Below are 2,824 nucleotides of genomic sequence, written 5' to 3' on the forward strand. Positions count from 1 at the left end.
TTCGCTCATCTTCACATTCAGCCACTTCCTTTTTCGTCCTTTCTTCCGACCTCCCACGAGGAAAAGAGGACGGGAAGCGGGGTCACGTCTCCACATTCGACAATTTGTGAGGTCGTCAGGCTTCCCAGTCTTCAAGTTTCAAATCTTTAAGAGGAGGGCGCAGGGTCACATCGTAACAAGTAACATTGTGCGAACATGATAAATTGAACATCGAACAGTCAACATTCAACTTCGAACGTTGAATCAGAAAAATAGGGAGAACATGGATATACATGATGTTCAGGATGGTTTTAGGGAAATGCACTACCTTTTTATCCTGTGTATCCTGTCTATCGATGTTTGAATTTCGGGGCGCGCAGGGTTCAGGGCGCGCAGGGTCTCCACATTCGACATTTTCCCTTTCGTCGCGGGAGGCCAAGTATTGTTGGCGACCCGTTGTTCAAACCAACGGTACATCGCAGCATCATCCACGGCGTATTCACCCCGTGCGGATTTCCATACCATTGCGGGGGTGCGATGGCGCAGGGCTTCCAATGCGTTTTGCACTTTTTGCGGGGTAACGCCTGTGCCGGTCTTTTCCTGGTAGAAGGTCAACGTTTCCCCGTCGTAGGGACGGAATCGTGCCCCTTGTGACAACAACCGCCATAAGACCGCCTGCTCCAACGGCTTGAGGCTAAGATAGTCGGATTCCATTTGCGCTTCATCGTCCCTCTGGCGTTGTCGGGCGGCCTCCAGGACGGCAGCCTCGAAACGCCCCGTCGCATCCGAGAGCGGACTGAGCGCGGTTCCCAGCGCTTCCATGAAAAATTGCGGCCGGGAGCCAAACCCCTGAAACGCCAGGAACAACGTCTCCTCGTCCACAGGTTTGAGATCCGCGTGCCGAGCCTCAATCAATCTGGCGATGTGGTCAATGAAGTCAGTGCCCAGTTCTGGCATATGGTGGATTTGGGATCCATAAAAAGGCGCCCCACCCGTGTTGACCAGACGCATCAGTTTGTCGCGGTCTGAACCGGTCATGACCAGCATGAGTTTGACCTCGCCGGGCCGGTTGAGGTGATCCCGCGCGGATTTGAGCGCCGCCATGGCCGCTTCACCCGCTTCGCTGGTTAACGCATGTTGCGCCTCATCAACGATCAACGCAATTGGCCCCTTTGCGGCTTCATAAAGGGTCTTCAGCGCCTCGGCCAGCGTAACGCCATCCAGTTTTCCAATCTTGCGCGTATCGATCTGTAGCCAACCCGCCACATTGAGGCTATCTACACCAGCGGATTTGGCCAACCGTGCTAAAGGCCCGAGATGTCGCTCCAGCTCCCGGCCGATGGTTTCGGCTATCAAATCTCCCGGATCCCTTCGCTGATCAGCCCATAAATCCACATACGCCACGACAATGCCCTTCCGCTCCAGTGCGGGCTTTAAATCGGCTTGGAGAAAGGTGGATTTCCCCGTACGCCGCGGGGCTGCTAGAAACAGTCCATTCGGGGCATCACTGAAGATAGTCCTACCTTGCAGCGCGGTGGCTAATTCTTCTGCAAGATACGTTCTTTGAAAATGAATCATTTGAATTATTGATACTTATTTCTGAATTAATAAAGTATCACATAGCGAATAATTGTCAATAAAATGAGGGCGCAGGGTCAGATGAGGGCGCAGGGTCGTAACAAGTAACATTGCGGGAAACATGTAAATTGAACATCGAACAGTCAACATTCAACTTCGAACGTTGAATCAGAAAAAGAGGGTTAACATGGATATGCATGATGTTCAGGATAGTTTTAGGGGGAATGCCCTAACCTCTTCATCCTGTGTATCCTGTCTATCGATGTTTGAATTGTTTTCGAAATGTAGCGCCATCCATCAAAGAGCAGGCGTCTCGACGTTCGGCCATTTTTAGAATTTACTTAATGGCCTTAATAATCTGGCGGGAGAAGTCGCGAAAATCGTCGAGATGCTCCGTAATAATCCGGTATACAATCTCCCAGTCCATTTCCTGATAGGCATGCACTGCCGTATTTCTAAACCCTACCGCTTTCGTCATTCGCTCGGTCGCAAGGTCATCCAAATACCCGGCCCTGTTAAGGCTCTTAAACGTTTCTGCCATCGTATCAGGAACCGGTATTTCTAAATCGCTAATGATATGCAGCCCGATGTCCACACAGGTCTGCACCGCACGCTCCAGGTTCAACACAATGATGTCCTGCAGGTCGTAATCCCCTTTTAACAGGTCAGATGAAACGGGTGCCTTATCCTGAACACGCTGAACGCACCGGCGCAGGCTTTCAAGTTTGTTCATCAGTACGTCTTTATCCATGTACAAACCTCTTTTGGCGCTCTTCAAGCGTCCGACGTACAAGGGGCATCACATCCGACTGATTATAAATCATTCTCCCGATCAAGGCCGCCATCGCCATCGGATCCTTTTTAACCAAAACCCGCCCTTTGAACAGGATCTGACGGAGAATCGTCCCGCTTATCGCATGGATATCTACCAAGTCAACTGCCCGACCTAGCTTGCTTTCAAGCCGTCCCGCAAGCGCCATCCTCCGCCCTACGTCAAGCGGTCGATCAAAAAACACGGCAATATCCACATCACTGCCAGGCTGAAACTTCCCGCTCGCATACGAGCCAAATATCAAAGCAAGTTTGACTCCGGGTTCTGAAATCAGCAACTCCCGGCTCTCTTCGATAACTTGTTTTTGTTGTTCCATCGCGTTCATATCTTGATGGTATTGCGGTTTTCCGCTTTTGTCAATTCGGGCATCGGTGAGGGCGAGGGTCACCCATCAAAGAGTAGGTGTCAACAGACAATATTCCACCGCCCCGCCGT

The 2,824-nt window shown here is 51.1% G+C and carries 3 protein-coding genes; all 3 read right to left on the reverse strand.

Going from position 1 to position 2,824, the window contains the following annotated elements; all coding sequences use genetic code 11:
- Positions 1-303: 303 nt before the first annotated feature.
- The 3 genes from WCI03_15200 to WCI03_15210 all read right to left on the reverse strand — a co-directional run bounded on the left by WCI03_15200 (position 304) and on the right by WCI03_15210 (position 2,714).
- Positions 304-1,557, reverse strand: coding sequence for an AAA family ATPase (locus WCI03_15200; GenBank protein ID MEI8141198.1), 1,254 nt, complete (start codon positions 1,555-1,557; stop codon positions 304-306).
- 337 nt (positions 1,558-1,894) lie between these two features.
- Positions 1,895-2,308, reverse strand: a complete 414-nt coding sequence (locus tag WCI03_15205) for a DUF86 domain-containing protein (protein ID MEI8141199.1) — start codon at positions 2,306-2,308, stop codon at positions 1,895-1,897.
- A complete protein-coding gene (locus WCI03_15210) occupies positions 2,301-2,714 on the reverse strand; it encodes a nucleotidyltransferase domain-containing protein (GenBank protein MEI8141200.1) in 414 nt (137 codons plus the stop codon). The genes WCI03_15205 and WCI03_15210 overlap by 8 nt, the downstream gene beginning before the upstream one ends.
- Positions 2,715-2,824 lie beyond the last annotated feature (110 nt).

The sequence above is a fragment of the bacterium genome, from assembly GCA_037143175.1.
Lineage (GTDB): Bacteria > Verrucomicrobiota > Kiritimatiellia > CAIKKV01 > CAITUY01 > JAABPW01.